This window comes from Burkholderia sp. AcTa6-5 (assembly GCF_017815075.1).
Taxonomy (GTDB): domain Bacteria; phylum Pseudomonadota; class Gammaproteobacteria; order Burkholderiales; family Burkholderiaceae; genus Burkholderia; species Burkholderia sola.
Window position 1 is genome coordinate 61,374 of the sequence record NZ_JAGIQE010000009.1, and the last position, 24,878, is coordinate 86,251.

Sequence of the window (24,878 nt, forward strand, 5' to 3'; positions counted from 1 at the left end):
GTCCGGGCACCGCGCGACGCGCTCGAGCCGCGCGGCCGACCGTGCGGGGTCGGATGCGACGCGCGCACGCTGATTCGTCAGTGAATCAAAACACGCCGGCTGCACGCATGCCGCATCCGCTTCCCGCGCGGGCCTCCTTGCTGCGCGGGGCATCGCGGCAGATGGCTCACCCCTTGCTTGATGTCGGACAGGTGCGTCCCGAAGCACTCGCATCGCAGCAGACAGATGGGGGCGCCAAAGCAACGAAGCCGGGAGACGATGCGACGCATCCGTCCGGGGCAGCCGACAACCGCCCCGCGACGAACGCGCCATCGTTTCCCATTGACGTCCGCGCGATCCACGGAGCGCCTTCAGCTCTCATCGGTCGTCGTTGCGGGCACGGGGATGGGGACATGAAGAAAACGCGGGCGGCGTCATTCTGCGAGCAAGGCATCCTGCTGCTGATCGTGCTTGCGTGCTCGCTGATCGTGCGCGACACCGCCTCGCAGGCGATCGCCGAACCGGCCCGGTTCGGCGTGCCCGCCGCAACGGCCGCAACCACCGGGATCGCGATGGAGCGCATCGCGCTGGTCGCGCCGGCCTCGCCCGATCCGGACGCGTCGCTCGAGCCGCCGCCCGCCGCCACGCCGGGCGTCGCATTCGATCCCGAGCTGCTGCTGATACCGTGCGTCGCGTACCTGTGGCTGTTCACGCTGTTGACGTGCGCGTATGCCGCCCGGCATTACGTATTCAGCCTCGACCGCCTGTTCAAGCCGCAACACGCGCCCTACCGGACGATGACCCACGGCGACTGGCCGCGGCTCACCGTCTTCGTCGCCGCCCACAACGAGGAAACCGTGATCGTCGATTGCCTGATGGCGCTGCTGGCGACGACCTACCCGCGCGACCGGCTGACGATCATTCCGGTCAACGACCGCTCGACCGACAACACGCGCGCATTGATCGACGAAGTCCGCGCACTCGCGCCCGAGCTGATTCAGCCGTTTCACCGCGAGACCGGCAAGCCGGGCAAGGCAGCCGCGCTGAAGGATGCGCTGCGCTTCATCCGCGGCGACATCATGGTGGTATTCGATGCCGACTACCTGCCGCGCCCGGGGCTGCTGAAGGAACTGGTCGCGCCGTTCTTCGACCCGGAAGTCGGCGCGGTGATGGGCCGTGTCGTGCCGCAGAACGCCGACAGCAACCTGCTCGCACGGCTACTCGATCTCGAGCGCGCGGGCGGCTATCAGGTCAACCAGCAAGCCCGCAACAATCTGAACCTGGTGCCGCAGTACGGCGGCACGGTCGGCGGCATCCGCAAGGGCGCGCTCGACGCCGTGGGCGGCTGGTGCGACGACACGCTCGCCGAAGATACCGACATGACCTACCGCCTGCTGCTGAGCGACTGGCGCACGGTCTATCTGAACCACGCCGAATGTTACGAGGAAGTACCGGAGCGCTGGGCCGTCCGCGCGCGGCAACTGACGCGCTGGGCGAAGGGCCACAACCAGACGATGCTGCGCTATCTGGTTCCGGTGCTGCGCAACCCGCTGATCTCGCGCCGCTGCCGGCTCGACGGCGCGCTGCTGCTCGGCGTATTCACGATGCCCGCGCTGCTCGCGATCGCGTGGAGCGCCGCGCTCGCGCTCTACCTGTTCAACGGCGTCAACTCGACCGCGCTCGGCCTGCTGCTGTCGCTGTTCGCGCTGTTCTCGTTCAGCACCTTCGGCAACTTCGGCGTGTTCTTCGAGATCGTCGTCGCCGCGCGGCTCGACGGCCGCGCGACGCGGCTGCGGCTCGTGCCGGTCAACGTCGTCGGCTTTTGCGTGACGATCGCGGCGGTCGTCTCCGCGCTGTGGGGACTCGCGCTCGACGCGGCGTTCCGCCGCGAACTGAAGTGGGACAAGACCGAGCGTTTTCGCCGGCAGTTGAAACCGGAGCGATGAGCGATGACGACCTTCAACGTGATGGTGCCGGTGGCCGGCGTGCTCACGCTGCCGTTCCTGCCGATGCTGCATGAACTGATCCGGCGCAGCGACGTCGCGGCGCTGCCGATCGGCGACGGGCCGTTCGTCGACCAGGCGCTGCTCGCCGCGCGCTGGCACGACGCGCTGCGCGCGCACGTGGCCGGCACGCCGCCGCCGGATGCATCCGGCGCGCCGCCGTGGCAGACGCTCGGACTGGCCGTCGAGCATGCGGACACGATCCATGTCGCACGCGACGCGCATCGCGACGACGTGCTCTACGCCGACCGTTCGATCACGCTCGACGACGGCGCGCGGGCCGCGTACGCGTTCGCCGGCCAGCGCATCGACATCCGTGCCGGCGCGACGATCGGCACGCTCGCGCATGCGCCGCTGATCGACGTCGACGATGCGGTGCTGCGCGGCGTCGTGGTCGGCGACACGGTGCGCCTGCGCGGCGCCGGCGGCTTCGCGTGCCTGTATGGCGAGCCGCTCGTCTTCGGCGCGGCGCCCGGCCCGCGGCCCGCGGACATACCGGCCGCTCCGCGCCGCGCGATCACGCTCACCCGCCACTTCGCGTCGCTGCCGCATCGCTTCCTGCACGGTCGTTACCTGCTGCCGTGCGACGTTCGCCTGCCCGCGCACACGGTCGTGCAAGGCAACCTGATCGTCGAAGGAACGCTCGTCCTCGGCGAAGGCTGCGTGCTGCGCGGCAGCGTCAAGGCGCATCGCGTCGAACTCGAACGTCACGCGTTGCTGCACGGCGCGGTATTCGCGCGCGACGACGTGTTGCTCGCCCACGCGAGCTGCATCGACGGCGTCGTGTCGGCCGGCGGCCTGTTGCGACTGACGGGCGCGCGCATCGGCGTGGCCGGTCATCCGGTCAGCGCGTGTGCGCGCGACGTATCGATCGTCAATCATGCCTGCGTGCATGGCGATCTCGTCGCGTGGCGCAGCGGCTGGTTCCACACATCCCGTTAAGGAGCGCCTCATGTCCGATCGCCCCAGCCATCGCGGCCCGCGCGTGCCGGTTGCCACCCTCGCGATGCTGTGCGGCGTCGCCTTCGGCGCGCCCGCGGCGCTGGCGGAGCAGCCGGACGATGCCGCCGCCGCGCCCGCCGTGCAGCCGCCGCCCGCGACCGTCATCACGCCACGGATGCGCGACGAATCGATGTTCGTGCGCGTCGACGCCGAAGGCCTGCCGGACGGCGTGCCGCTCGCCGAGTTCACGCCCGAGGATACGAACCGGCCGCCGCTGCCCGATGCAGTCGTCACCCATGTGCAGGCGCCGCAGGAATCGCACACCGAGCTGTCGCTCGGCTATTCGAGCGCACATCTGACGCACGGCTACGGCGACTGGTACGGCGTGCACCTGCGCGGCGTCTATCAGGACGGCAGTCGCACCGTGCTCGGCGAACTGGCGCAACTGCACCGCTTCGGCGAGAACACGCAGCTCGGCGCGCTGACCTACGTGCAGAACCTCGGCCCCGACTGGTTCGGCGGGATCGGCTTTTCCGGCACCACGTCAGGCACGATCCTGCCGAGTGCGCGCGTCGACGTATCGATCAACCGCAAGCTGTTGTCCGATCGTTCGCTGGTCGTGTCGCTCGGCGCCGGCTACGCGTGGAACCGCAGCGGCCACCGCGACCAGCTCTATCACGCCGGCGTGATCTGGTACGCATTGCCGAAATGGATTTTCGAGGCGGGCGCGAACTATACGGTCGATTCGCCCGGATCGGTGAAGGCGCCCGCCTACTACGGCGCCGTCACCTACGGCGAAGTCGGCAAGAGCGTGATCGTGCTGCGCGGCGGCGTCGGCCGTGAGGCGTATCAGGTCACCGGCTCGGGCTCGCAGATCGCGGATTTCCGCAGCCACGAGATCACCGCGAAATGGCGCTACTGGGTCACGCGCAAGTGGGGGACGCAACTCGAATTCGCGTACTACCACAACCCGTATTACTCACGAATCGGCGGCGAGCTCAGCGTCTTCTATCGCTGGTAAGCGGGCGGGCGCCATGCAGACGCATCCCGTCCGTCCTCCCGTCGACCGTTCGCTGCGCACCCACGCGCACCCGCAGCGCTGGCTGTCGTCGATCGCGCTGCTGACGCCCGCGCTGTACGCGTCGCTGTGGTTCGGATTGCCGATGGCGTGGCGCTACTGGCGCGCGGTCATGGCGTGGGGCGCGCGCCAGATCGATCCGGCGCTTCACGTGATCGTGATCGGCTATCCGCCCGACGCACCGCGCGTGCCGCTGCTGTCGATCGACGTCGCGGCCCGCATGCCGGGCGGCACGCTGCTGGTCGCCACCGCCGCGCTCTGCATGATCGGCTTCGCCGCATCGTTCATCCGGCGCGCGCGCTGGCTGCCCGTTGCATATCTGTTACGTATCGCGAGCTTCACCCAGCTGCTGATTTGCGCGTACTTCTGGCTCGCGCCCGGCACGTTCCCGTACGTCCCGCAACTGCATCTGCGCGACATGTTCGTGCTGCACGGCGCGGCGATCGCGCTGATTCCGCTGGTCATGGCCGCGCTGTACTACCCGCTCGATTTCTCGCTGCTGCAAAAAGCCTTCGCGTCGCTGCTGGTGCTGGGCTACTTCGTGTTCGCGCTGCCGTTCGTGATGCTGCTGCACGCGACGATCGTCCATCACGGCTCGCTGCTGTTTTTGCCGTTCTGCTATTTCCTGCTCGGCGGGCCGCTGCTGATCGCCCTGCTGGTCACGCTCTATACCTACTGCGCGAGCTGGCCCGGCGCGCTGACGCGCGATCGCGATTCCGTCTGCTGATAGCGCGTCCCAACGCGCCGTATCAGCGATGAAACGAATCCGTCGGGTTTGCGACCGTGCCGCGCGACCGGCAGCGCAGGAAGCCAGCAGGACCGGGCCTCCTGCGCCAATGGCACGTTGTTCGCTTCTTTCCATGCGTCGCATCGAGTCCTCTCACCGGCGAAGGCAGCGCGGCGCACCGGCGCATTGGCGCGGTCGGACCGCCGTGACACGCACCGCTCGATACCCGACGAACCGGACAGCCGCAACACACCTACGGGGCTGGAATGCTCGACCTGGCGGCACGCGTATCCCGGCTGCCGCACGCCCCCATTCCTTGAGCGAGGAGCACACCATGTTGGCAAAGTCAGGCAAGTTCTTGCGGATCCTGTTCGCGCTGTTCGCGCTCGCGTTCGCATTCAGTCCGGGCGGCGTTCAGGCGGCCACCAACCAGCTTCTGCTGTTGGTGCCCGATACGCTGACGCTGCCCGATTCGCGCGTATCCGCATGGCTCGACAGTGCCCAGGAAGAAGGGCTGCAGATCAAGGTGATGACCGACAGCCAGTTCATGGCGGCCGGCGCGACGCTGTCGCAGTATCCGGGCCTGATCCTGCCCGACCAGGTGCATACGACGGCCGCCGACGCGCTCGTGACCGCGATCCAGAACTACGCGCTGAACGGCGGCAAGGTGATGCTCGTCTACGATTTCGGCGTGCTGAATTCGGCCGGCTTCTACGTCAGCCCGAAATCGCGCTTCAGCAGCATGGCCGGCGTGGACTATGTGCTGTATGACCAATACGGCGGCAACATGATCGGTCTCGGCAATGTAACCGGCATGAGCAGCTGGCTGCGCACGCTCCAGGTGCCCCCCGGCAAGTCGATGGCATGGACCACGACTTCGTCGACCACCACGACCGCCAGCGCCCTCGCCTCGACGAGCACGTCGGGCACCTCGGGCACGTCGACCAATTCGACGTCGGGCAGCGCACAGTTCCTGGCCGCGAGCCCGTCGAATCCCGGCGGCCTCGCCAACTACAACCACGGCGCATGGTTCCAGTACACGACGCCGTCCACCGGCAGCGGCGTGCTGAACCAGACGGCCCCGAAGCTGACCGGCACCGTGACCGGCAAGCTGAAGAAAACCACGACGTATACCGCCAATTCGCTGCTGAGCACGTCGACCGGCAAGACGGCCACCGCGCTCGCGTCGACGCTGGCCACCACCACCGACACGCTCGAAGGCATCTCCGGCTACGTGTACGGCTTCCTCACCTATCCGAGCTTCGTCACGCAGGGGACGTACACCGGCACGACGATCCTGACCTCGCCGACCTTCGGGCTGGTGTCCGGCTACAACACGTACGGCAACGGCGGCGTGCTGTTCGTCAACCTGCCGCTCGCCTACCTCGACGGCCAGACCGACGGCATGCTGATTCACGGCTACCTGCATTATTTCGGCACGCAGATGCTGAACCTGCCGTCGCTGTCGCCGCTGCCGAAGGCGATGGCCGGGCTCGTGTTCAACTGGCACTTCTGCGCGGGCGACCAGATCCAGCCGGCGCTCTACCTGAAGAGCCTCGGCGTGTGGAACAACGGGCCGTTCTCGCTCGTGGTCACGGCCGGCCCCGATGAAGCGGCGTTCGGCGACGGTGGCGGCATCAATCTCGCCAACAACCCGTCCGCGCAGAATCTCCTCAAGTATTTCGTGAGCAAGGGCCATCGCGTCGGCAGCCACGGCGGCTGGATCCACGACTACTGGGGGGCGAATGCGAGCGAAACCAACGCGAGCACGTTTACGCAGTACCTGGTGATGAACCATCAGGCCGTCCAGGCGACGACGGCCTTGCCCGACGTCGAGTACGCGGCGCCGGAAGGCAACACGCCGACGTGGTCGGTCAACTGGCTCGAAAGCAACGGCTTCAACGGCTACTACTTCACCGGCCACACCGGCTCGGCACCGACCCGCGCCTACCGCAACGGCGCGTTGCTGAACCCCGGCCTGTGGGCGTACCCCGTGATGCCGTTCGGCAAGTACGCGACGTTCGAGGAGTTCCAGCAATACGCGGTGCCGACGGCCGACGTGAACAACTGGTACGCATCCCTGATGAACTTCGTCGTCGCGAACCGCACGAGCCGGCTGATCTATGCGCACCCGCTCGGCGCGTCGTCCTACACGTCGACGCTGTCCGCGATCTTCAATCAAGCCAACACGCTGAAGCTGCTCGGTCAGTTCAAGTGGTACACGATGACCGACATCACGGTGTTCGACCGCGCACGCCTGAACGTCACGTGGTCGGCCACCGATACGGGCACCGGCTGGTCGTTCGCCGCCAGCCACCCGACCAGCCTCGCGAACATGACGTGGCTGCTGCCGAAGAAGGCCTTCGCGCTGCCGTTGATCACGCAAGGCTTCGGCAGCGTCGTCATCACCGACTCGACGTACTGGCTCGTGACCGCGAACAGCGGGACCAGTCTCAAGTTCACCAGCGCCAAGGTGCACTGAGCCGCGACATCGACCCACCCGCCGGCGCGCGACGCGGCCAACGCCGCGCCCGGCGGAATTTGCGCAGGACCACCGCGCAGGAGCCCCCCATCATGAACCGGCCCGCGCTTTTCCCGGCCGCACGCGCACGCGTGGCGGCCACCGCCCGGCTATGCCGCCTGTGGTGCGTCGCCTGCTGTGTCGCCGCATGCGGCGTCGCACCGCATGCGGGCGCCGCCGAACTCCAGCTCAATGGGCTCTACCAACGCCCCGACGGCGCGATCACCGTGCGTCTGAACGGCGCCGGCATCGATCCGTATTTCGCGGCGAAGGCCCTGCTCGGCGCCACCGATGCGGGGCTCGACGCCCGTCAGGCCGCGCTCGCCTGGATCGCGTGGCTGTTGCCGCGCCAGCGTCCGGACGGCGGCTTCGATCGCTATTGCGTGAAGAGCGGCCAGTACAGTTCATGCGCCGAAGCCGACGCCGACGACGCGATGATCGCGACCTGGATCGAACTGCTCGCCCGCTTCGCGCCGCCCGACGGCATGCCCGCCGCATGGGAACTCAGCCTGAATCGCGCCGGTGCGCATCTGGATACGCTGCTCAGCAAGCCCACGGGCGTCTATCAGATCTCGTCGACGCTGCACGTCGCGCTGCTGATGGACAACGTCGAGGTACACAGCGCGTTCCAGGCGCTCGCCGCGTATTACGTGCGGCGTGGCGACTCCACGCGCGCCGGCCCGTGGAGCCAGCGCGCCGACCGGCTCGCGTCCGCGATCCTGAAGGTGTTCTGGCGCGGCACGCAGTCGGGCTTTCGCCCAAGCACGCAGCGCATCAGCGACACGACCTTCTATCCGGCGAAAGTGGCGCAGATCTTTCCGCTCCTGTCGGGCATTCAGGTTCCGCAGCAATCGAACGATGTGTTCTACGCGCAGTGGATGCAGAAGTACGGCAAGACCTGGCTGCAACTGGCCAGCTCCGATTATCCGTGGGGCTTGATCGCCCTGGTCGCATTCAAGATGAACGACCGGAACACGGTCGCGTGCTGGCATGCGCTATCGGGCCCGTACCGGCACGGCGCACACTGGAACGTCCTGGAGGAAGCGCTTTATCTGGCATTCGAAAGCCGGATGGCCGACCCGGTCGCGCCCGCGCAATGCGGCTTCACGACGGCGGCGACAACGGAGACCGCGTCACGCTGATCCACGCGTGCGCACGGTCCGGGGGAATCTACAGGGAAGGAGACGTGTCATGTGTGGCATCGTCGGCGCGGTCGCGCAACGGGACATCGTCCCGATTCTGATCGAAGGTTTGCGCCGCCTTGAATATCGCGGCTACGATTCATGCGGCGTGGCGACGGTCGTCAACGGCCAGGCACGCCGCGAGCGCAGCATGTCGCGCGTCGCCGATCTCGACGCGCATGTGCGCAGCGCCGGCCTGGCCGGCAGCACCGGCATCGCGCACACGCGCTGGGCTACCCACGGCGCGCCGGCGACCTGCAACGCGCATCCGATCTTCTCGCGCGACGAAATCGCGCTCGTGCACAACGGCATCATCGAGAACCACGAAACGTTGCGCAAGCAACTATCCGACGAACACTACGAGTTCGACGGCCAGACCGACACCGAGGTGGTCGCGCACCTGATCCACAGCAAGTATCGCGGCGACCTGCTCGCCGCCGTCCGCGACGCGACCTCGCAGTTGCACGGCGCCTATGCGATCGCGGTGTTCAGCAAGCGCGAGCCGCAGCGGCTGATCGGCGCGCGGGCCGGCTCGCCGCTCGTCGTCGGCGTGAAGGACGGCGAATGCTTTCTCGCGTCCGACGCGCTCGCGCTCGCCGGCATCACCGACCGCTTCATCTTTCTCGAGGAAGGCGACATCGTCGAACTGACGCCGGGCGGCGTGCGGGTGCTCGATCGCACCGGCACGCCGATCGAACGCGCGATACAGACCATTCCGTCCGTGCAGGGCGTGGTCGAGCTCGGGCCGTACCGGCATTTCATGCAGAAGGAAATTTTCGAGCAACCGCAGGCCGTGGCCGCGACGATCCCCGATGCCGGACTGTTCGATCCGGCCATATTCGGCCCCGACGCGCCGCGCGCGTTCGAGCAGATCGACAACGTGCTGATCCTCGCATGCGGCACGAGCCACTACGCGGGCCTGACTGCCCGCCGCTGGCTCGAGACGATCGCGCGCCTCCCCGCGCAGGTCGAGATCGCGAGCGAATACCGCTACAGCGACGCGCTCGCGATGCCGAATACGCTGGTGGTCAGCGTGTCGCAATCCGGCGAGACCGCCGACACGCTCGCCGCGCTCAAGTACGCGCAGGCGCTCGGCCACATCGACACGCTGGCGATCTGCAACGTGCCGACCAGCGCGATGATGCGCCAGACCGGCCTGCGCTTCCTGACGCGGGCCGGCCCGGAAATCGGCGTCGCGTCGACCAAGGCGTTCACGACGCAGCTCGCCGCGCTGTTCATTCTCGCCGTCACGCTCGGGCGGCTGCGCGGCTACGTCGACGATGCGCAACTCGCGCGCTATACGACACAGTTGCGGCGGCTGCCTGGCGCGCTCGAAGACGTGCTGGGGCTGGAGCCGCAGATCGAGCGCTGGGCGGCGGAATTCTCGCAGCATGAAAACGCGCTGTTTCTCGGGCGCGGGCTGCACTACCCGATCGCGCTCGAGGGCGCGTTGAAGCTGAAGGAGATTTCGTATATCCACGCGGAAGCGTATCCGGCCGGCGAGCTGAAACACGGGCCGCTGGCGCTCGTCACGCACACGATGCCCGTCGCGACGATCGCGCCGAACGATGCGCTGCTCGAAAAGCTCAAGTCGAACATGCAGGAAGTGTGCGCGCGCGGCGGCCAGCTTTACGTGTTCGCGGACGCCGATACGCGGATCGACAACGGCGAAGGCGTGTCGGTGCTGCGCATGCCGGATTACTACGGGTTGTTGTCGCCGATCCTGCACGTCGTGCCGTTGCAGTTGCTCGCGTATCACGCGGCGTGCTTGCGGGGTGCGGATATCGACAAGCCGAGGAACCTGGCGAAATCGGTGACGGTCGAGTGAGGGGTTTGCGTGACGAGGGGCTGGCCCGCGGAGGTCGCCTGGCGATCAAACGGGCCTGCCGTACACGATTCGAGCAGGGACGATTGACGCTTTCAACGGGAACGGCCCTCGGTTGCCCGGACATCCCGCTGACCGGCCCGCCCTTCTGCCCCGAACCATCCGCTTCCGGGTACGTTAATCGGCGACTCTGTCGAATGTATCCGCATTGGTCTGAACGGCATGTGCCCAGCCGAACGCCGATGATCGTGAGCCTTGCCGTGGCGCCTTGCTGGTCACGACATGCCATACGGTTTGCAGCTTGCCGTCACGCAGCATGCCGGTGAAAGAACAGATCGCCGACACCAGGTCGTTCGACATGCCGAAAGCGAAGTTGATGCAATCGCCATACCCGACGCCGGAGACGGGCAGATCATGACCAAAGAACGCGCTGTCCCGCAACGCCGTGCTGAATACGCCACGGATGACGCCATTCTTGTCGTCCGCGATGGTCAGTGTAGAACCATATTGATTACGCCACGTGCCAATCCAGTTCATCACGCACCTCCTGAGCCCCGGACACTTGATCGCCTGCCAGGCGGCCGCGCGTGCTTGTCGTTCTTCTTCCGGCGGCAAAATGGGCGCTCGAGCCAGCGCCGTGCATCGGCGAGCGCCGTTGTGACGAGTGAAGCCTGATACGAATCGAGCAATAGCAAAAAATTGCTGGCGCCCGCGATCCGGCATGACCACGGAAAGTATAGATGGTCGTCAGACGATATGAAGGGCTGCATGTCGCGATCCGGGCAGCTCGTACGCTCTTGTTCCCTACTTTATTCGCCGTAACATCGCGCACGGCGCGAAGTCTCGCCTCTGTCGCCGCGGCGACTTCGCGAGCGGTCGCGGACCTTCTTCCGCGCTGAGCGTCATGAGTCATTCTGAAGAAATTCGATACCAGGTTGATCGCAAAAGCACGATGTCGCATGCACCGTCAAAAATCGTGCTTGAATCTTCGAGTTCTTCGTACGATATTTGAACCGCACGGCGTGCTCGTGGGCAAACGAGCAGCCCGGAACCGAATTCGCGCCGACCAGGCCCGACCCGTGCGGCAAACGACAACGGGAACCATACGGTGCAGCGCAGGCCAGATCTCTCGGGAGACCGCAGGATGTCCACGCAAGCCAGGAAGCCGTTGATATCGCTCGTCGTGCCGTTTCACGACGAAGAAGAAACGATCGACGCGTTCTTTGCCGAAACGCTGCCCGTTCTCGAGTCGGTCGCGTCGGTACGCTTCGAGATCGTCTGCGTCAACGACGGCAGCCGCGATCGCACGCTGGACCGGCTGCGCTCGGTCGCCGCCGGCGACCCGCGCGTGCACGTCCTGGACCTCACACGCCGCTTCGGCAAGGAAGCGGCGCTCACCGCGGGCCTCGACGAAGCGGCCGGCGCGGCCGTGATCCTGATCGACGCCGACCTGCAGGACCCGCCCGCGCTGATTCCCGCGATGCTCGAACGCTGGCGCGCGGGCGCCGAGGTCGTCGCCGCGAAGCGCACCGACCGCCGGTGCGACCCGCTGATGCAGCGGGTGGCCGCCGCGCTCTACTACCGCGTGCACAACCGGCTCTCCGAAGTCGAGATGCCGGAGAACGTCGGCGATTTCCGGCTGATGGACCGCGAGGTCGTCGACGCGCTGCGTGCGTTGCCGGAACGGCGGCGCTTCATGAAAGGGCTGTTCGCGTGGGTCGGCTACCGGACCGAGATCGTCGAATACACGCGTGCGGCGCGTAGCGGCGGCCGCTCGAAATTCTCCGGATGGCGGCGCTGGAATTTCGCGCTCGAGGGCATCACGAGCTTCAGCACGGTGCCGCTGCGCGTGTGGACCTATGTCGGCCTCACGTTCGCGATGCTGTCGCTCGCGTATGGCGCGTTCATCGTCGCGCGCACGCTGCTGTACGGCAATCCGGTGCACGGCTACCCGTCGCTGATTTCCGTCGTGCTGTTCGTCGGCGGCATCCAGCTGATCGGCATCGGCGTGATCGGCGAATACCTCGGCCGGATCTATCACGAATCGAAGCAACGCCCCGTCTATCTCGTGAGGCGGCACTACCGTGCCGAGCGCGATGCGGCCGCGCGACCGGCATCGAAGCTGCTGCAGTTTCCGCTCAAGCGTGCGCACTGGGCGCGCCGCCGGGCCGCGACGCCGGCCGCCGCGAGCATCACCGCCCGCAAGACGTCGTTCAAGTAGCACCGGGCCGCGTCAATTGGACATCCTCCGGCAATCGACCCGCCCGGCCGAGCGGCCGGTCGTCGCATGGCTCACGTCGCGACGCGTCGTCCTGTACAGTGCGCTGATGCTGGTGTCGTACGCGGTGTTCATGGCGATCTGGACGGCGGTCGCGCGTCACGCGTCCGTCACCGGCGGCGTGATGCCGCGGCCCGGCGCCGACTTCTCGGTGTTCTGGTCCGCGTCGTACGTCATGCTGCACGGCGCGCCGTCGCACGCGTACGATTTTTCCGCCTTCTCGCGGCTGACGACCGCGCTGTTCCCGCACCTTCCGCGCGACGTCTTCGCGCCGTGGCTGTACCCGCCCACCTATCTGCTGCTCGTGACGCCGCTGGCGCTGCTGCCGTTCGCGCTCGGGTATCCGCTGTTCGTCGCGTTCGGCGTGTCGATGCTCGGCCTCGCCGCGTGGCGCGTATCCGGCCTCCGCGCGATTCCCGGCGCATCGCGCGCCGGCGCCTTCGCGCTGATCGCCGCGCCGTGCGTGTTCGTCACCGCGACGCTCGGGCAGAACGCGTGCCTGACCGCATCGTGTGCGGCGCTCGCCGTTCATTGGGCCGACCGGCGACCGCTGTGGGCCGGCCTCTGCATCGCGCTGCTGTCGGTCAAGCCGCAGATGGCGCTGCTGTTCCCGTTCGTGCTGGTCGCCGTGCGCGCATGGCGCACGATCATGTGGGCCGCGCTCGCGACCGGCGCATTCGTCGCATCGAGCGTGCTCGTCTGCGGCGTCGCGTCGCTGCGCCTGTTCGTCGCGAGCGCCGGCCTCGTCCGCTCGATCATCCTCGAGCATGGCGTCGGGTTCTGGCTCGCGTCGCCGACGCCGTTCGCGGCGCTCCGCCTCGCGGGCGTGCCGCTCGGCGCCGCGTATGTCGCCCATGCCGGCATCGCGGCGATCGCGATCGCCGCGGCCTGCGTCGTCTGGACGCAATCGCGCGACACCCGCGTGCGCGCGGCCGTGCTGGCGGTCGCGACGCTCGTGGCGAACCCGTACGTGTGGCACTACGAGCTCTCGTGGCTCGCGATCGCGATCGCCTGCATGCTGTCGATCGGCTGGCGCGACGGCTGGCTGCGCGGCGAACAGGCGGCGATCGCGCTGATGTGGGCACTGCCGATCGCCGAATACCTGAACCCGTGGCTGCAGTTGCCGCAGATCGGCCCGGCCGTGACGCTCTTCGCGCTATTGATGCTGCTGCGCCGCGCGCGGCACGACGCGCGCAACACTCACAGCGCAAGCCGCGGCGGCACGTACACGCCGTAATACGGCCCGACGCCGGTCGCGACGCCGGTCATCTTGACGCCGGCGACGAAGTGCCCCTGGATGTACTTGTAGCTGCCGCCCAGCGCCACGTCGATGCGGAACGCGGCGAACGCGACGATCGGCACGGTGGTGCTGCTCGACGTCTGCGTGACGACCGGCAGCACGACCGTCGTGCCGACCGGCACCGACGTGTAGAGCGTCGCTTTCACGCCGGTCGCGAGATTGATGCTGTCGCCGATATTGAGCGTGGTCGGGTTGCCGGTCACCATCAGGCCGCCCATCGTCGTCGTGTCGGTCGCGGTCGACTGGAACGACGTCCACTGGCCGCCCATGCACAGCGCGCCATACGTCTGGCCGTTCGTGATCGAAAACTCGTACGGCAAGCCCGTCAGCGGATTGATCAGCGGCTGGTTGGTCTGCGCGTTCCAGTACTGGTTGTACACGCACTGGTCGATCGCGATCGGAAAGAGCCCGCCCGCCGCGACGCCACCCGGCGCGGCGAGCACCGCGATCGCGGTCGCGCGGCCGGATGCGCCGGGGATGCCCAGCAGCCCGCCGAGCAGCAGCGGGATCGATCCGCCATTGATGCCCGGCGCGCGCGACACGGTCACCTGCACGGCCGGCACGTCGTAGGGGCCCGGCGTGATCGTGGTCGGCTGCATCGACGCCGGCGTGCGCGTCACGTTCCAGTAGCCGGTCGTCACCGTGCCGGTCGCCAGCGGTGCGCCCGCCGCCGAGTTCAGCGCGATCACGCCGTTCGCCGCCGGCGCGGCCTGCGACCAGTTCAGCGGCCCGCCGGTCGGCGACATCATCGCATCGGCCGCCGCGAGCGCGGCCGCATCCGCAGCATTCTGCAGCTGGTTGCGCACCGTGGCGATCCATGCGATGTCGATCGCCAGCGCGCCGAACGACAGCAGCGGAATCAGGAACATCAGGAAGAACAGCGCGACGGAGCCGCGTTCGCGCGCCGTGCCGCCGGATGGCTTGCCGGCCACGTCATTCATAGAGCATCACCGAGCTGGCCGTGAGCGTCACCGGGCCGGTCAGCGCGCTGAATGCCGAACCGAGCACCATCCCGGAATACGTGTAGGTCACCGTGACCGTCAACGCGGTGCCCGCCGTCGTGCCATTCGCCTGCGTCACGGTCACGGTCGGCGTCGTCGGCGTGCCGCCGGTGATCAGGCTGTTCTGCGTATAGCTGAGCGCGACGTTGGCGATCTGCGTCGGGGTCAGCATCGGCACGCGCAGCACGACACCGGCGCGCGCGGCTTCGCGGCTCGCGTTCGTGATCACGGCCTTGTCGCACAGCAGCAGGCTCACGTCGATGATGCCGATCAGCACCATCAGCAGGAACGGCAGCATCAAGACGAACTCGAGGGATACGACGCCGCGCGCGTGGCGGCCGCGCATCGCCGCGCGTGTCATTTTGCGGCCCCCGCGGCGGGCGGCACCGCATGCGGCTCGAGCGCGGCGCCCTTCAACGGCCGCGCCGCATCGGCGACCGGGCGCGCCGCGAGCTGCGCACGCACCGCCTGGTACACGCGCAGATTGTCGGCCACCGCCGACGCCGGCAGATCCGCGGACAGCAGCTTCTTCGCCGAATCGGTGTTGCCGAGCACGCCATACGCGAACGCGAGATTCTGGCGCGCCTGCCACGGCGCATCGGGCAGCCCGGCCACGTCGAGCAGCACGTTCACGCCCTCGCGCGGACGATTGCTCAGCACGAGCGACAGCCCGAGGTCGACGCGCAGCCCCTGCGCGTCGGGATGGGCGCGGAGCGCGTCCCGGTACACGGCCTGCGCGTCCTCGTGGCGGCCCTGCAGGTCGAGCACCGTGCCGAGCCCTTCCGCCGCAAGCGGAAGGTTCGGCTGGGCGGCGAGCAAGTCGCGATAGCGGCTGGCGGCCTCGTCGAGCCGCCGCTGCCGCAACGCGACGCGCGCGAGCCCGACCTGCGGCCCGAGTTCCGCGGGCGCCTGCTGCCGCGCCTGCTCGTAGAGCACGCGTGCGCGCTCCAGATCGCCGGCGCGGTAGTTGACGTCGGCGAGCCCCAGTTGCGCCGCGAGCGAGTCGGGATGCCGGGCGAGCACCTTGCCGTACAGCGTCGACGCGAGATCGATGTTGCCGCCGACCAGCGCGCTGTCGGCAATGCGCAATTCGGCCTGCGGGTCGTCGCTCTTGTGCGACAGCGCCGGCCGCGTCTGGATGCCCGGCGCGCAACCGCCGGCCAGCAGCGGCAGCACGGCCGCGAATGCGAACGCGCGTCGCGCGGAGCCTTTCATTTGAACACCTCGAGCAGACGAATGGCCGCCGGGCCTGCCGCGATCAGCCCGACCGTCGGCAGGATGAACAGCATCATCGGCAGCGTGATCTTCGGCGCGAGCTTCGCGGCCTGTTCCTCGAGCGCGACGATCTGCTCGGTGCGCTCGCTGCGCGACAGCGTTCGCAGCGCCTGCGTGATCGGCGTGCCGAACCGCTGCGATTGCGTGAGCGTCGTGGCGAGCGAGCGCGCCGACGGGAAATCGACGCGGAGCGCGAAATGCGCGAGCGCTTCGGACACGTTGCCGCTCAGCGTCAGCTCGTCCGCGCAGACCGTCAGCTCGTCGGCGAGCGGCGGGCAGATGCGCTCGAGTTCGCGTGCGACGCGCCGCACGCCCGACACGAGGCTGTTGCCGGCCATCGTGCAGATCACGAGCAGGTCGAGCGCATCCGGAAAGCATGCGGCGATGATGCGCCGGCGCCGCCGGATCATCGCGCCGAGCACGTATTCCGGCACGATCACGCCGATCACGAACGCGGCGACCATCGCGACCGCCCGGATCACGAAGTATTCGCCGAAGCGCGGAATATATGGGCTGAACACGATCGCGACGCCGGCGAACAGCACGCCGCAGCTGAGCTTGATGCCGATCATCGACGACACCGCCCGCCGTTCGCGAAAGCCCGCGCGCGTCAGTTGCAGCCCCAGCTTCACGCGCTGCATCGGATCGAGCACGGGCAGCCGCTCGCCGAGCTGCGCGAGCCGTCGCGTCAGATCCAGACGCACGTCGCCCGGCTGCAGACGCCCGCCTCCCAGCGACGGCGGCCGCTGCCCGGCGGCCTGCTGCACGCGCACGGCGATCCGCTTGCGCGTGCCGCCGCCCGGCGTCGCGAGCGCCGCCGCGACGCACGCGATCAGCAGCAACAGTTCGAGGCCGCGGGCGGCCAGCATCGACATCGTCATCGCGCGGTATCCAGTTTCGAAATCTTGTGAATCGCCAGCAGGCCGATCGTCAGCAGCCCCGCCGCGATCGTCAGCATCACGCGGCCGGCATGCGTGTCGAACAACAGCATCACGTACGCGCGGTTCACGAGGAACAGCGCGCCGATCATCACGAACGGCACCGCCGAGATGATCTTCGTCGTGATCCGCCCTTCGGCCGTCAGCGCGCGTGTCTTCAGGCGGATGTCGCGACGCGTGCGGATGATGCTCGACAGCTCGTCGAGCGTCTCGCCGAGGCTGCCGCCGGTCTCGCGCTGCAGCAGCAGGTAGACGGTGAAGAACGAGAAGTCCGCGATCATCAGCCGGTCCGCCGCGTGCGTCAGCACGTCCTTCAGATCCGCGCCGACGCGCAGGCTGTCGCCCATCGTGCGGAAGGTTGAGCGCACCGGCTCGGCCGCGCTGTCGCCGACCGTGCTGATCGCCTGCGTGATCGGAATGCCCGCGCGCACCGCCCGCACGATCAGGTCGATCGCGTCGGGGAACGCCTCCAGAAAGCGCAGCCGGAAACGCTCGACCAGCATGCGGTAGCTCGCGCGCATCGCAATCAGCGGCAGTCCGACGTAAATCGCCGGATGCACGACGCTCGGCAGCGCGACGAGCTTCACCGCGACGATCCCAGCGATCGCGCCGGCGATCGTGCTCGCGACGACGATCCGCAGCCCGCGCTCGCCGCCGACCGCGCGCACGCGCGTCACGTAGCGCTGCATCCACGCACGTACGCGGGTTTGCCGGCGCGGCAGGTTGAACAGCGCGACACCGGACCCGGCGGCCTCGCCGGCGTCCCGGCCCGCGAGCGACGGTGCAAGGCGCTGCAGCCGCGCGCGAATGCGCTGCTCCGGCGTATGGCGCGCACGCTCGAGCAACGCGGACAGCCCGAGGCCCGCCGCGAGGATCGCGACGAACGCGCCGAGCGTGAAGAGATCGGCAGCCCTCATTGCCGGAATACCTCGGAGAGCACATCCTCGACGCCGTAGTACGCGGCGCGCGGCGCGAACGCGGGCCGCAGCGACGACGCCTCGAACACGCCCTTCACCGCGTCGCGCGTCGTGTCGCCTTCCTGGCGGAACGCGAACAGGTCCTGCGTGATCACCACCTCGCCTTCCATCCCGACGATCTCGGTGATCCGCGTCACGCGGCGCACGCCGTCGCGCATCCGCTCGACCTGCACGAACAGGTGCACGGCGCTCGCGATCTGACGCCGGATCGACAACAGCTGCAGGTTCGCGTTCGCCATCATGACCATGCTTTCGAGCCGGCTGATCGCGTCGCGCGGCGAGTTCGCGTGGATCGTCGTCATCGAGCCGTCGTGGCCCGTGTTCATCGCCTGCAGCACGTCGAACGCCTCCGCGCCGCGGATTTCGCCGAGGATGATGCGATCCGGCCGCATCCGCAGCGCGTTGCGCACGAGATCGCGCTGCGAGATGCCGCCGAGCCCTTCCGTATTCTCCGGGCGGGTCTCGAGGCTCACCACGTGCGGCTGCAGCAGTTGCAGCTCGGCCGCGTCCTCGATCGTCACGATCCGTTCGTGCTCCTCGATGTGCTGCGACAGCGCGTTGAGCAGCGTCGTCTTGCCCGACCCGGTGCCGCCCGAGATCACGATGTTCAGCCGGCATGCGCACGCGATCTTCAGGACCTGAAGCATCCCGTGCGAGATGTTGCCCTGATGCGCCATCCGCGCGAGCGTGATGTCGCGCTTCGCGAACTTGCGGATCGAGATCGACGCGCCGCGCATCGCGATCGGCGGCAGCACCACGTTTACGCGGCTGCCGTCTGCAAGGCGCGCATCGACCATCGGGCTGCTCTCGTCGACGCGGCGTCCGACCGCCGCCGCGATCCGCTGCGCGACGCTCGTCACGTGCGCGTTGTCGCGAAACTTCAGCGACGTGAGCTCGAGCCGGCCCGCGCGCTCGACGTACACCTGATCGGGACCGTTGACGAGAATGTCGGACACGGTGTCGTCGGCGAGCAGCGGCTCGATCGGCCCGACGCCGAACATGTCGTTCAGGATCGCGTCGACGATCAGCACCTGCTCGCCCGCGGTGATCTTCAGGCGCTCGCGCTCGACCGTGTGCGCGGCCACCTGCTCGATGCCCGCGCGCACTTCGTCGCGCGTCTTCATCAGCGCGGCCGACATGTTCATCGACGCGAACACCGCGGTGCGGATCGCGTCGAACTTGCCGGAACGGATGAGGGCCTCCTGCGTATCGGCCGTCGCCGCCGCGCGCGCGGCCGCGGATGCGGCGGATGCGGCGGATGCGGACGTGGACAGCGACGCCGGCACCGGGCTCGCGGCCGGCGCGGGCGCGTCGTCGCGCGGCGCGGTACGGGAGCCCGCCGGCGCGGGGTCCGGCGTCCGCCGCTTGCGGGTACCGAACGTCACGATCCCTTCCTCCATTTGACGAAGCGCGCATACCACGGCTCGGCGACGGCCATCGATTCGCCGGTGATGCCGTTCGCGAGCAGCCGGATCTCGTCGAGGAAGCCGCTCCGTTTCGTGCCTTCGATCGGCTCGCCGAGGTTCTCGGCGATCGCGAGCGACTGCGCGTCGTGCGGCAGCTCGCGCAGCCGCACACCGCCGAACGCGTCCTCGAAATCGGACTGCGCGACGCGCCCCTTGACCGGCTCGAGCGGATTGTTCAGCACCATCGACAGCATCCGCTCGCCCGGCATTTCCTTCACGAAGCGCGCGAGCCGCGCGGCTTCGTACGCGGCGTGCACCGACCGATCGGCGACGATATAGACGAGATCGGACGCCGTCAGCGCATCCTCGAACAACTTGCCGGCACGCACGCCCACGTCGAACAGCACGTAATGGAAGCGGTCCTTCAGCATGTCGACGAGCTGCGCGATCGCATCGTCGCGCAGCAACGCGTCCTCGCCATAGGCGAGTTCGGCGGACAACACGTGCAGGCGGTCGCCCTTCGTGACGAACATGCGGTCGAACAGCGCGTCGTCGGGGCGCAGTTCCATGTTCAGCAATTCGATCAGCCCGTTGTTGCTCGACAGCCCGAGCATCGAGTTCGCGCCGCCGCCGTGCAGGTTCAGGTCGACGTAGGCGACGCGCCGCCGCTTCTCGCCCGCCAGGCAGCGCGCGAGGCTGACCGCGATCGTCGTCGTGCCGACGCCGCCGCGCGCGCCGACGAAGCTGACGATCTTGCCGGTGCGCACCTGCACGACCGCCTCGGTCGTCGTCAGCGCGCGCCGCATCAGCTCGACGGTCAGCGGCTTCACGATGTAGTCCTGCACGCCGATGCCGAGCAGGTTGCGGAACAGCCCGACGTCGTTCTGCGTACCGATCGCGACGACCCGCACCGACGGATCGCACACGTCCGCGAGCCGCATCAGGTCCGACACCGGCAGCACCGAATCCGACACGTCGACGATCAGCTGGCGCGGCGAGCGCTCGTGCTGCTGCAGCAGCCGGATCGCGTCGTCGCAGTTGCCCGGCTGCACGTGGGCGCGCGCGATCGACAGGTCCTGCGCGACGCGGCGGATCACATCCTCGCTGCCGGCGTCGGACACGACCGCGATGAGGTCCGCCGCACCGGCTGCGGCGGCGTGCTTGGCGTTCTGGCGGTCGAGGACGTTCATGGGCGGCATCGCGATCGCATCGGAAGGGGGTCAATGGCCGGGCGAGCCGGTCGTCGTCAGCGTCTTGCCCGGCGCGGGCTGCTTCACGCGATCCTCGACGTAGCGGCGCACCGCGTCGGCCGCGACCTGCGCATCGGCGCCGCCGTACGGCACGGGCGCAACGAGGTCTTCCGGCCGCGCGAGCATCGTCGCGAGATTCGTGTAGGTCGCGCAGCCGAACGGCACGCCGGGCCGCCCGAAGCCGGCGTCGACGAGCTGCGACGGCTGCATCAGCTTCGCGCAGTCGGGCGGCACCGCACGGACGCCGTCGAAGCCGATCGCGCGCGCATCGGGCAGGTTGATCGGCGGCGGCGTCGACAGGCAGGCCGCGAGCGCCAACGGCAACGGCGCGGTGAACAGGGTTCGAAGTCGCATGCGTGCTCCTCCGGTCAGTACACGAAGCCCGCGGCGCCGACGAGACGCGGCGTGTCGCCGGTCAGCAGGTCGAGCCCGAGGTTGCGCTGGATCGCGAACTCGAGGTCGCTGCTCGGCCGCGCGACGGTGTCGAGCGCCTGCTCGAGCTGGCCGGGCCCGGTCGGCTGCACGATGTACGGCGTCACGATCACGACGACCTCGGTCTTGTTGTCCTGGAAGTTCTTCGACGAAAACAGCCGGCCGATGATCGGCAGCCGGCCGAGCCCCGGGATCTGCGACACGGTATTGGCCGTCTGGCTCTGCAGCAGCCCGCCGATCGCGAAGCTCTGCCCGCTCGACAGCTCGACCGTCGTCTCCACGCGCCGCACGGAGAGCCCCGGCACCGTGACGCCGCCGGTCGTCACGCTGTTGTTCGGATCGACCTCGCTCACCTCCGGGCGCACCTTCAGGCTGATCCGGTTGTCGGCGAGCACGGTCGGCGTGAAGTCGAGCGATACGCCGAACGGCTTGAATTCGACCGTGATCGCGCCGGTCGTGTTGCCGGCCTGCGCGACCGGAATCGGGATCTCGCCGCCCGCGAGGAAGCTCGCGGTCTGACCGGACATCGCGGTGAGGTTCGGCTCCGCGAGCATCGTGATCAGCCCTTCCTGATCGAGCGCGTCGAGCACGACGTCGATCGACCAGCGCCCCGTATGGAAGCCGCCCACCACCGAATACGCGCCCGTCGGCGACAGGTTGAACAACCGGTTCGTCGAATCGAACAACGTGCGACCGTTGAACAGCCCGCCGATGAAATTGCCGGCCGCGCCGAGCGAACTCCAGTTGATGCCGAGCTGCTGCGTGATGTTGCGGCTCACTTCCGTCACGCGCACGCGCAGGTTCACCTGGATCGGGCGCGACAGCGTGAGCCGGTTGACGATCTTTTCCTTGTCGCTCACATACGGCGCGAGCGACTGCATCACGGCGTCCGCGTCGGCCGCGCTCGGCACCTTGCCCGACACCATCAGCGAGCCCGGCGCGCCGGACACCGCCAGCTTCAATTGCGGAAAGCGGCTGTCGAGCACCGTCTGCAGCGACGCGGTGTCGACCTGCACGATCACGGTCCGGCGCAGGATCGGCCGATGATTCGCGCCGAGCGCGATCAGCGTGGTCGTGCCGGCCTTCTTGCCGAACACGAACACGGTGCGCGGCGACGGCACCTGGATGTCGGCGATGCCCGGGTCCGCGACGAACATCGCGGTCGCCGGTTCCGGCAGCGACAGCATCTCGCCCTTGCCGGTCGCGATCGACAACGCCGCGCCGGCGTCCGCCGCGTGCGCGCGCTGCGCGAACGCGACGTCCGGCGCGACGAGCGCGGCCAGGCACCAGAAAGCGATCCAACGAACCATGCGCACCATGCGTGTTCCCGTCAAATGCCGGCCGCCGGGCGGCCGGTTCCGAATCGACACCTCGACACCTCGTCCTCGCGTCACTGCGCGACCGCCGCCCTCGGCACTTGCGCCGTCGTGTCGGCGGCCGCATTGCCCATCGCGGGCGCCGCCGGCGCAACCGGCGCAACCGGCGTGCCCGGCCAGCCGGACGGCAGCGGCGGGATGCCCGGCATGCCGACGCCACCGCCGCCGCCGGTGCCACGCGAGCCGTCGTCCACCGACGAGCCGCGATAGATCACGACCGTGTTGCCCTGCGGTGCCGCCCGCATGCCCGTGTCGGGCTTCGCGGACGACGAACGCGTCGCGTCCCGGAACGCGCGCGATACGTCGCCGGCCCACACCGGCGGCGTATCGGGCTCCTGTTCGTCGCCGCCCGCGGCGTGGCGGCGATCGCTCGTCGCGAAGCTGCGCAGCGCGAGCGACAGCGAACCGAGGCGCGTCGCGACCAGCACGACCTGCGCGGTGCGCGGCGCGACCTCGAGCGTGACCGTGCGCGCGCGCACCGGCGCGTCGGGCGCGCTCGCGGCCGTCTTCGCACGCTGGAATTCCGAGCCGACCGCGAGCACGCGCGCGCGGCGCACGACCGTCTCGGCTTCGAACGTGCCGGGCGTCGTCGCGGAACCGCCGATCTGCTGCGTGAGCACGACGTCGACGAAGTCGCCCGGCTGGATCAGCCCCGCGTTGCCCGACACGTCGTCGACCGGCACCGAGATCGCGCGCATGCCGGGTTGCAGCGCGGCCGCGAGAAAATCCGGCGCGCCGGCCGGGATCACGTTGTCCGCGCGAATCGGCGCACCGGCGTCCACGCGGTTGCGCAGCAGCGCGCCCTTGAGGTCCGTGCCCGGCTGCGACTCGACGAATGCGCCGGCCGGCACCTGCGCGCGCGGCATGCGCTTCCACGCGAGATCGTTGTCGCGCAGCAGCAGCCCTTCGGGCAGGTCGGCCGCCGCGACGCGCACGTCGACGTCGCTCGCCGCGCCGGGCGCCGACGGCGTCGACGCGGCGACATAGAGCTGGCGCAAGAGGAACGCACCGATGGCGGCAGCGATGATCAGCACGGCCATTCTCAGAGGTTTGGGCATGGCGGCGTGCGTCCCCGCTAGGTGAGCGAAACCGCGTGAGGAAATGGCGCCCAGACGGCCAGTGCGCCGCCGAGCGAGAGCGCGATGCCGTACGGCACGCCACGCGTGTCGATCGCGCGCGCCGGCGCGATGCGGCGACGCTGCCACGCAACGGCCGCGAGCATCGCGAGGCCGCATGCGACGCCGCTCGCCCCGACGATCGTCAACACCGGGAACGCGAGCGCCGGGCCGGCCCACAGGAAGACGGCCGCCGCCAGCTTCACGTCGCCGCCGCCGATCCAGCCGGCGTGACGCAGTCCGGCGAACAGCAGCAGCATCGCCGCGGCGGTCGCGACGTGAGCGGCGAGCTGCGCGAGCCCTTCGCGTGCGAGCGCGGCCGCGACGAAATACAGCATCGCGAACGCGAGTACCGGGCGGTTCGACAGGCGCCGCGTGCGCACGTCCTGCAGCACGAGCGACATCAGCACGAGCGTCGCCGCCGACTGTACGAGATAGAGCATCGGAGAGCCGTCCGTCGGCGCGCCCCGGCTGGATACGTCGTACCGCTGCGGATCCGTGTATTCGTCGGCGGCGCGCGGGTTCAGGGGGATCAGATCAGCGCCGTGACCTTGTTGATCAGCGACGTGAACACGGCCGGCAGGCCGCCGGTGTTGCTGCTCAGGATCACCCCGACCGCAGCCAGCGCGACGACGACGATGCCGGCGAGGACCGCGTATTCGAGCGAGCTGACGCCGCGTTCATCGCGCAGCAGGGATTTGACGTAGTGCAGCATGACAACCTCCGTGTGACGGGGTCGTTGATCGACCGTTGAATGTAAAGACGCGGCGTTGCTTCGGTGGCGTTCACTGCGTTTCGCCCATTCATGACTCATGCGGCAGGCCTGGCAACGGGCCGTTCGCATCCCCCGGAATCCCTTCGATCGCTGCAACGCGAGTTCGGCGGCAATGGAATCCGCCATTACCCGCGCTCGCTTGTTGCCTGACCGCATCGACACGATACGGATCAAGCCGGTTCGTCTAGGATATAGACAATTTTTTTGGCGTTTTCAAATAATTTAGCGTCGAAATGTATTTATGGAAAAGCCCGTTCACAAGTGAATCGAGATCCCGGCAGTCGGCGTATTATCGTGCCTCCGCATGATGTGGTCGCTATCCACTTTAATAGTCTTACGGCGTCGGGCGGAATGATTTTCCGAATCGCGCACAATTTGCGCATTTGTTCAATTTTCGATTGCCGGGCAGTCCTCTTTATTGCCCGGGTATCGAATTCCGACAGCCGCCCGGCGTCGCGCGAAACGCGTTCCGCGAGCGTGCCGGTCGACGCCATGCGCA

22 protein-coding genes are annotated in these 24,878 nt (G+C 68.4%); 9 read left to right on the forward strand and 13 right to left on the reverse strand.

Annotated features, from left to right (window positions below):
- The first annotated feature begins 392 nt into the window (after nucleotides 1-392).
- The 7 genes from J8I33_RS14265 (at nucleotide 393) to glmS (ending at nucleotide 10,259) form a co-directional block, all read left to right on the forward strand.
- Complete coding sequence (locus tag J8I33_RS14265) at nucleotides 393-1,925, forward strand: glycosyltransferase (RefSeq protein WP_204383786.1); 1,533 nt, start codon at nucleotides 393-395, stop codon at nucleotides 1,923-1,925.
- Nucleotides 1,926-1,928: 3 nt separating this feature from the next.
- Nucleotides 1,929-2,924: a polymer-forming cytoskeletal protein gene (locus J8I33_RS14270; protein WP_124556680.1), complete on the forward strand. Its 996-nt coding sequence runs from the start codon at nucleotides 1,929-1,931 to the stop codon at nucleotides 2,922-2,924.
- Nucleotides 2,925-2,934: 10 nt separating this feature from the next.
- The gene (locus J8I33_RS14275) at nucleotides 2,935-3,945 is read left to right on the forward strand and encodes a YaiO family outer membrane beta-barrel protein (protein WP_175974229.1); all 1,011 of its coding nucleotides are present in this window, start codon (nucleotides 2,935-2,937) and stop codon (nucleotides 3,943-3,945) included.
- Nucleotides 3,946-3,958: 13 nt separating this feature from the next.
- Nucleotides 3,959-4,729 (forward strand): hypothetical protein, encoded by a 771-nt coding sequence (locus J8I33_RS14280; protein WP_089488329.1) that lies wholly within the window; start codon nucleotides 3,959-3,961, stop codon nucleotides 4,727-4,729.
- Nucleotides 4,730-5,063: 334 nt separating this feature from the next.
- Nucleotides 5,064-7,211, forward strand: coding sequence for a hypothetical protein (locus J8I33_RS14285; RefSeq protein WP_209937173.1), 2,148 nt, complete (start codon nucleotides 5,064-5,066; stop codon nucleotides 7,209-7,211).
- Between the two features lie 92 nt (nucleotides 7,212-7,303).
- On the forward strand, nucleotides 7,304-8,392 hold the full coding sequence (locus J8I33_RS14290) for a hypothetical protein (RefSeq protein WP_209937181.1): 1,089 nt from the start codon (nucleotides 7,304-7,306) through the stop codon (nucleotides 8,390-8,392).
- Nucleotides 8,393-8,441: 49 nt separating this feature from the next.
- Nucleotides 8,442-10,259, forward strand: a complete 1,818-nt coding sequence (gene glmS, locus J8I33_RS14295; RefSeq protein ID WP_209937188.1) for a glutamine--fructose-6-phosphate transaminase (isomerizing) — start codon at nucleotides 8,442-8,444, stop codon at nucleotides 10,257-10,259.
- 174 nt (nucleotides 10,260-10,433) lie between these two features.
- Here glmS and J8I33_RS14300 read toward each other — a convergent pair whose 3' ends face one another.
- Nucleotides 10,434-10,793 carry an avidin/streptavidin family protein gene (locus J8I33_RS14300; RefSeq protein ID WP_089488326.1) on the reverse strand — a complete coding sequence of 120 codons (360 nt, stop codon included), beginning with the start codon at nucleotides 10,791-10,793 and terminating at the stop codon, nucleotides 10,434-10,436.
- Nucleotides 10,794-11,400: 607 nt separating this feature from the next.
- Here J8I33_RS14300 and J8I33_RS14305 point away from each other — a divergent pair.
- Nucleotides 11,401-12,477 carry a glycosyltransferase family 2 protein gene (locus J8I33_RS14305; RefSeq protein ID WP_124639264.1) on the forward strand — a complete coding sequence of 359 codons (1,077 nt, stop codon included), beginning with the start codon at nucleotides 11,401-11,403 and terminating at the stop codon, nucleotides 12,475-12,477.
- 106 nt (nucleotides 12,478-12,583) lie between these two features.
- On the forward strand, nucleotides 12,584-13,771 hold the full coding sequence (locus J8I33_RS14310; RefSeq protein ID WP_080334250.1) for a glycosyltransferase family 87 protein: 1,188 nt from the start codon (nucleotides 12,584-12,586) through the stop codon (nucleotides 13,769-13,771).
- Here the strand turns inward: J8I33_RS14310 and J8I33_RS14315 are convergent.
- The 12 genes from J8I33_RS14315 to J8I33_RS14370 form a co-directional block, all read right to left on the reverse strand.
- Entirely contained in the window at nucleotides 13,735-14,775 is a 1,041-nt protein-coding gene (locus J8I33_RS14315) for a TadG family pilus assembly protein (protein WP_209927695.1), read from the reverse strand. The two genes, J8I33_RS14310 and J8I33_RS14315, sit on opposite strands and share 37 nt — an antisense overlap.
- The gene (locus J8I33_RS14320; protein WP_050013717.1) at nucleotides 14,768-15,196 is read right to left on the reverse strand and encodes a TadE family protein; all 429 of its coding nucleotides are present in this window, start codon (nucleotides 15,194-15,196) and stop codon (nucleotides 14,768-14,770) included. The genes J8I33_RS14315 and J8I33_RS14320 overlap by 8 nt, the downstream gene beginning before the upstream one ends.
- Nucleotides 15,193-16,050, reverse strand: a complete 858-nt coding sequence (locus J8I33_RS14325; protein ID WP_209937194.1) for a tetratricopeptide repeat protein — start codon at nucleotides 16,048-16,050, stop codon at nucleotides 15,193-15,195. Before J8I33_RS14325 ends, J8I33_RS14320 begins: the two co-directional genes overlap by 4 nt.
- The gene (locus J8I33_RS14330; protein WP_209937200.1) at nucleotides 16,047-16,991 is read right to left on the reverse strand and encodes a type II secretion system F family protein; all 945 of its coding nucleotides are present in this window, start codon (nucleotides 16,989-16,991) and stop codon (nucleotides 16,047-16,049) included. The genes J8I33_RS14325 and J8I33_RS14330 overlap by 4 nt, the downstream gene beginning before the upstream one ends.
- Nucleotides 16,988-17,965 (reverse strand): type II secretion system F family protein, encoded by a 978-nt coding sequence (locus J8I33_RS14335; RefSeq protein ID WP_209927699.1) that lies wholly within the window; start codon nucleotides 17,963-17,965, stop codon nucleotides 16,988-16,990. Before J8I33_RS14335 ends, J8I33_RS14330 begins: the two co-directional genes overlap by 4 nt.
- A complete protein-coding gene (locus J8I33_RS14340; protein WP_209937205.1) occupies nucleotides 17,962-19,410 on the reverse strand; it encodes a CpaF family protein in 1,449 nt (482 codons plus the stop codon). The genes J8I33_RS14335 and J8I33_RS14340 overlap by 4 nt, the downstream gene beginning before the upstream one ends.
- A complete protein-coding gene (locus J8I33_RS14345) occupies nucleotides 19,407-20,630 on the reverse strand; it encodes an AAA family ATPase (RefSeq protein WP_209937212.1) in 1,224 nt (407 codons plus the stop codon). The genes J8I33_RS14340 and J8I33_RS14345 overlap by 4 nt, the downstream gene beginning before the upstream one ends.
- A 21-nt stretch (nucleotides 20,631-20,651) precedes the next feature.
- Complete coding sequence (locus tag J8I33_RS14350; protein ID WP_050013712.1) at nucleotides 20,652-21,035, reverse strand: CpaD family pilus assembly lipoprotein; 384 nt, start codon at nucleotides 21,033-21,035, stop codon at nucleotides 20,652-20,654.
- A 14-nt stretch (nucleotides 21,036-21,049) separates the two neighbouring features.
- Entirely contained in the window at nucleotides 21,050-22,432 is a 1,383-nt protein-coding gene (locus tag J8I33_RS14355) for a type II and III secretion system protein family protein (protein WP_209937219.1), read from the reverse strand.
- Between the two features lie 71 nt (nucleotides 22,433-22,503).
- A complete protein-coding gene (gene cpaB, locus J8I33_RS14360) occupies nucleotides 22,504-23,547 on the reverse strand; it encodes a Flp pilus assembly protein CpaB (protein ID WP_209937226.1) in 1,044 nt (347 codons plus the stop codon).
- A gap of 17 nt (nucleotides 23,548-23,564) precedes the next feature.
- Nucleotides 23,565-24,047: a prepilin peptidase gene (locus tag J8I33_RS14365; protein WP_124556662.1), complete on the reverse strand. Its 483-nt coding sequence runs from the start codon at nucleotides 24,045-24,047 to the stop codon at nucleotides 23,565-23,567.
- An 89-nt stretch (nucleotides 24,048-24,136) separates the two neighbouring features.
- On the reverse strand, nucleotides 24,137-24,319 hold the full coding sequence (locus tag J8I33_RS14370; RefSeq protein WP_050013708.1) for a Flp family type IVb pilin: 183 nt from the start codon (nucleotides 24,317-24,319) through the stop codon (nucleotides 24,137-24,139).
- Nucleotides 24,320-24,878: the final 559 nt, after the last annotated feature.

Bases quoted from the DNA above. Each gene is read 5' to 3' on its own strand.
- J8I33_RS14265 (WP_204383786.1), top strand. From the start codon at position 393: ATGAAGAAAACGCGGGCGGCGTCATTCTGCGAGCAAGGCATCCTGCTG.
- J8I33_RS14270 (WP_124556680.1), top strand. From the start codon at position 1,929: ATGACGACCTTCAACGTGATGGTGCCGGTGGCCGGCGTGCTCACGCTG.
- J8I33_RS14275 (WP_175974229.1), top strand. From the start codon at position 2,935: ATGTCCGATCGCCCCAGCCATCGCGGCCCGCGCGTGCCGGTTGCCACC.
- J8I33_RS14280 (WP_089488329.1), top strand. From the start codon at position 3,959: ATGCAGACGCATCCCGTCCGTCCTCCCGTCGACCGTTCGCTGCGCACC.
- J8I33_RS14285 (WP_209937173.1), top strand. From the start codon at position 5,064: ATGTTGGCAAAGTCAGGCAAGTTCTTGCGGATCCTGTTCGCGCTGTTC.
- J8I33_RS14290 (WP_209937181.1), top strand. From the start codon at position 7,304: ATGAACCGGCCCGCGCTTTTCCCGGCCGCACGCGCACGCGTGGCGGCC.
- glmS (WP_209937188.1), top strand. From the start codon at position 8,442: ATGTGTGGCATCGTCGGCGCGGTCGCGCAACGGGACATCGTCCCGATT.
- J8I33_RS14300 (WP_089488326.1), bottom strand. From the start codon at position 10,793: ATGAACTGGATTGGCACGTGGCGTAATCAATATGGTTCTACACTGACC.
- J8I33_RS14305 (WP_124639264.1), top strand. From the start codon at position 11,401: ATGTCCACGCAAGCCAGGAAGCCGTTGATATCGCTCGTCGTGCCGTTT.
- J8I33_RS14310 (WP_080334250.1), top strand. From the start codon at position 12,584: ATGCTGGTGTCGTACGCGGTGTTCATGGCGATCTGGACGGCGGTCGCG.
- J8I33_RS14315 (WP_209927695.1), bottom strand. From the start codon at position 14,775: ATGAATGACGTGGCCGGCAAGCCATCCGGCGGCACGGCGCGCGAACGC.
- J8I33_RS14320 (WP_050013717.1), bottom strand. From the start codon at position 15,196: ATGACACGCGCGGCGATGCGCGGCCGCCACGCGCGCGGCGTCGTATCC.
- J8I33_RS14325 (WP_209937194.1), bottom strand. From the start codon at position 16,050: ATGAAAGGCTCCGCGCGACGCGCGTTCGCATTCGCGGCCGTGCTGCCG.
- J8I33_RS14330 (WP_209937200.1), bottom strand. From the start codon at position 16,991: ATGACGATGTCGATGCTGGCCGCCCGCGGCCTCGAACTGTTGCTGCTG.
- J8I33_RS14335 (WP_209927699.1), bottom strand. From the start codon at position 17,965: ATGAGGGCTGCCGATCTCTTCACGCTCGGCGCGTTCGTCGCGATCCTC.
- J8I33_RS14345 (WP_209937212.1), bottom strand. From the start codon at position 20,630: ATGCCGCCCATGAACGTCCTCGACCGCCAGAACGCCAAGCACGCCGCC.
- J8I33_RS14350 (WP_050013712.1), bottom strand. From the start codon at position 21,035: ATGCGACTTCGAACCCTGTTCACCGCGCCGTTGCCGTTGGCGCTCGCG.
- J8I33_RS14355 (WP_209937219.1), bottom strand. From the start codon at position 22,432: ATGGTGCGCATGGTTCGTTGGATCGCTTTCTGGTGCCTGGCCGCGCTC.
- cpaB (WP_209937226.1), bottom strand. From the start codon at position 23,547: ATGCCCAAACCTCTGAGAATGGCCGTGCTGATCATCGCTGCCGCCATC.
- J8I33_RS14365 (WP_124556662.1), bottom strand. From the start codon at position 24,047: ATGCTCTATCTCGTACAGTCGGCGGCGACGCTCGTGCTGATGTCGCTC.
- J8I33_RS14370 (WP_050013708.1), bottom strand. From the start codon at position 24,319: ATGCTGCACTACGTCAAATCCCTGCTGCGCGATGAACGCGGCGTCAGC.